The organism is Bartonella sp. TS25HLJMH (assembly GCF_042193505.1).
In the GTDB taxonomy this organism is placed as follows: domain Bacteria; phylum Pseudomonadota; class Alphaproteobacteria; order Rhizobiales; family Rhizobiaceae; genus Bartonella; species Bartonella grahamii.
Window position 1 is genome coordinate 1 of the sequence record NZ_JBHILV010000052.1, and the last position, 2,606, is coordinate 2,606.

3 protein-coding genes and 1 pseudogene are annotated in these 2,606 nt (G+C 37.5%); 2 read left to right on the forward strand and 2 right to left on the reverse strand.

Annotation, left to right across the window (positions count from 1 at the left end):
- Positions 1–192: pseudogene (locus tag ACFINF_RS09010) on the reverse strand (hypothetical protein); the annotation flags it as partial.
- A gap of 245 nt (positions 193–437) precedes the next feature.
- Entirely contained in the window at positions 438–1,055 is a 618-nt protein-coding gene (locus ACFINF_RS09015; protein WP_273791002.1) for a S24 family peptidase, read from the reverse strand.
- A 110-nt stretch (positions 1,056–1,165) separates the two neighbouring features.
- Here ACFINF_RS09015 and ACFINF_RS09020 point away from each other — a divergent pair, with 110 nt between their 5' ends.
- Together ACFINF_RS09020 and ACFINF_RS09025 are read left to right on the forward strand one after the other, a co-directional pair.
- The gene (locus tag ACFINF_RS09020; RefSeq protein ID WP_375620561.1) at positions 1,166–1,513 is read left to right on the forward strand and encodes a hypothetical protein; all 348 of its coding nucleotides are present in this window, start codon (positions 1,166–1,168) and stop codon (positions 1,511–1,513) included.
- 125 nt (positions 1,514–1,638) lie between these two features.
- On the forward strand, positions 1,639–2,606 hold a 968-nt coding region (locus ACFINF_RS09025), incomplete at its 3' end, for a YdaU family protein (RefSeq protein ID WP_375620562.1).

Here is a 2,606-nt window from a genome sequence, read left to right on the forward strand (position 1 = left end):
CTCTTCAGAAATGTCTTCACAGTTCTTTTCAGAAGGATTGATGCGAAAGATTTGGATTGCATCATCTGCCTCGTCAACAATGCTTAGAATTTGGCTTGCATCAAGTGGTCCCGACCGACCAATGTTTTGATCATCATCATTATAGACAATTAATAAAATTTCATTGGAATTTATAAGAATTGGATTTTCCATAATTGCTCCTCCCTAACGCCTCTTGGCAATTGTTTGTGCGTGGTTTATGGAATATATTAGTACATTATGCACTAAAGATAGTCAAGTACATAATGTACTATTTTTAAAAAAAATAAAAAAATGACGAATCACGGCATAATTTAGAGAATCAAAATTTTGCTGTTTACTGATAAAAATCAAGCAAACTTACTTCAATCTGTTGATGGCAATCTAATCGATAACGTGAACAGAGAATCGTATTGTGTTTACATATCAAGAATAGTGCGCCGTACACGACCTATTATAGAGATAGCGCCTTCAAGTTTTGGAGCCTTTATTGTTTTGTCGTATGAAGCAGGCTGAAAAGGAGGATCATCATTAGGTCTGTATCGTTTATATGTCGCTTGTCCAGATTCATCTGCAATTACATAGCAGGCATTAGGCACAAGTTTTTTGTCTCGCATATTTACAAATATTATAGAATCTGGAGGGCTAATTTTATTCATAGATGCGCCATCTACACGTAAAGCAATCCATTCACCGGCAGGAAGATTAACAGCCTCTGTCATAGGATAATCTGAAAAATCCATTATCCCATCTTGCTCGCTTAGTTCTCCAGCGCTAATCCATGAAACGAGAGGAATACTTATATTGAGGTTAGGATTTTCTTGAGGAGATTCGCCATACAAAATCCACCCCGGATCTACATTAAATACTTGTCCATAGAGCTCGGCTATTTGGCGCGAAATACCACGATTTCCATTTTCGTGACTAATTAGGGTATTTTGATTAAGTGCTGGTATAGCGCGCGCAGCTTCGCTTGGTGTTGCATATCCAGCATTCTTACGCGCTATTTTAAGTCTGTCTTTTGGCAAATAAGTCATTTGTACATTATCCACTATTTTTTTAATTCATTGTGTACGATTTTATCTTGATTTAAAATTGTACGTAATGTACTGCTTGTGTCATGGTTAATGATTTTTATGTCAAAAGTTTGATTGAGTCTTGGGGATCTATACGCCAATTTGCAAAGGAAATTGGTTGTAGTTATGAGGCTGCGCGTAAAATGCGTGATCGCAATAGTATTTCTCCAAAATACTGGAATATAATTATTCAGTTGTCTAAAGCCAAAGGTCTATCTTGGGTTACACTAGATTGGTTCCTACATAATTATGGGAGTAAATCCCATAGAATTATTCGTCCAATGACAAAACGAAGAAAAGATACGCTTCATCTAGTGGAGAAAATTAGTACATCAAATGCATCACAAACAGTAATATCTTCTCATAGTGCTGCCCCTACAGATAATAATGAACATCAACAGCACCATTCACACTCTTAAACAGGCAAAAATAAAGAGATCAAATTAATAGATTACGCGCCACCATGCGCACGCATAAATACGCAACAGCCTTAAGGGGGGGATTATGATCACTAATTTATATTTAATGAAAGAAGGGGATGCGCATGTCTAATGGTATGCCATGGATAAGATTCCATTTGTATGACTGGATAAGTGGTACAGATGGAATGACGTTAGAGCAAAGGGGCGCTTATATGACGCTTCTCGTTCGCATGTACGATAAAAAAGCACCAATTAAAGAAGATTTTGAAACGCTTGCACGTGCTTGCAATTGTTCGCAGAAAAAATTTGCAGCTATTGTCGAATACTTAATGAGGAATGATAAACTTGTTGAGACGGATAATGGTTTGTGGAATACGCGCGTTGAAGAAGAGCTAAACGATTTTGCTGATAAAAAAGAGCACATATCGCAAGTTCGTAGTGAGGCTGGTAAAAAAGGTGCAAAAGCAAAAAACAATATAAAACAACATGTTAATAATTTTGCTGAAGCAAATGACAAGCAAAACGTTTTTTTTGCTGAAGCAAACGCTAAGCAAAATCAAGCTATAAAGAACCAGAATAAGAATATATATAAAAAAACTAAAACTATCGTTTTAGCAAAAAAAGAAATTGGTTCTGAAAGTTTAGAAACAACCGATTTGGTTGATGAGCCAACTGAGGTTGCTGCTTGTGAAAGCCAACCAGAGCAAATCGAAACGGTAGTAGAAAACCAACCTCCCATTCACGAGCAAGAGAACGTTCCCAAAAAAGCAAAACGAGCGAAAGCTAATCGCGGTTGTCGATTGCCAGATGATTTCAAACCTAATTTGCAATACGCAATCGATAAAGGCTTAACCCATGATGAGGCGCTGTTAGAAGTCGAACGGTTCAGAAATTTTTGGCTGGCAAAATCCGGAGCAAATGCAAACAAAACAGATTGGCCGGCGACATGGCGAAACTGGATTATACATCCAGAGTACGGAGCGCTATCCAAGAAACAAACACAAACACTTAGAGGTTATCATGGAAAATTCACTCAGAAAACTTTCACAGAACAGCTTGCAGAAGGCTTCAACGAACTCAGAGATCATCT

What these genes read in the sequence shown, in the direction of transcription:
- ACFINF_RS09015 (WP_273791002.1), bottom strand. Translation starts at nt 1,055, where the DNA reads ATGACTTATTTGCCAAAAGACAGACTTAAAATAGCGCGTAAGAATGCT.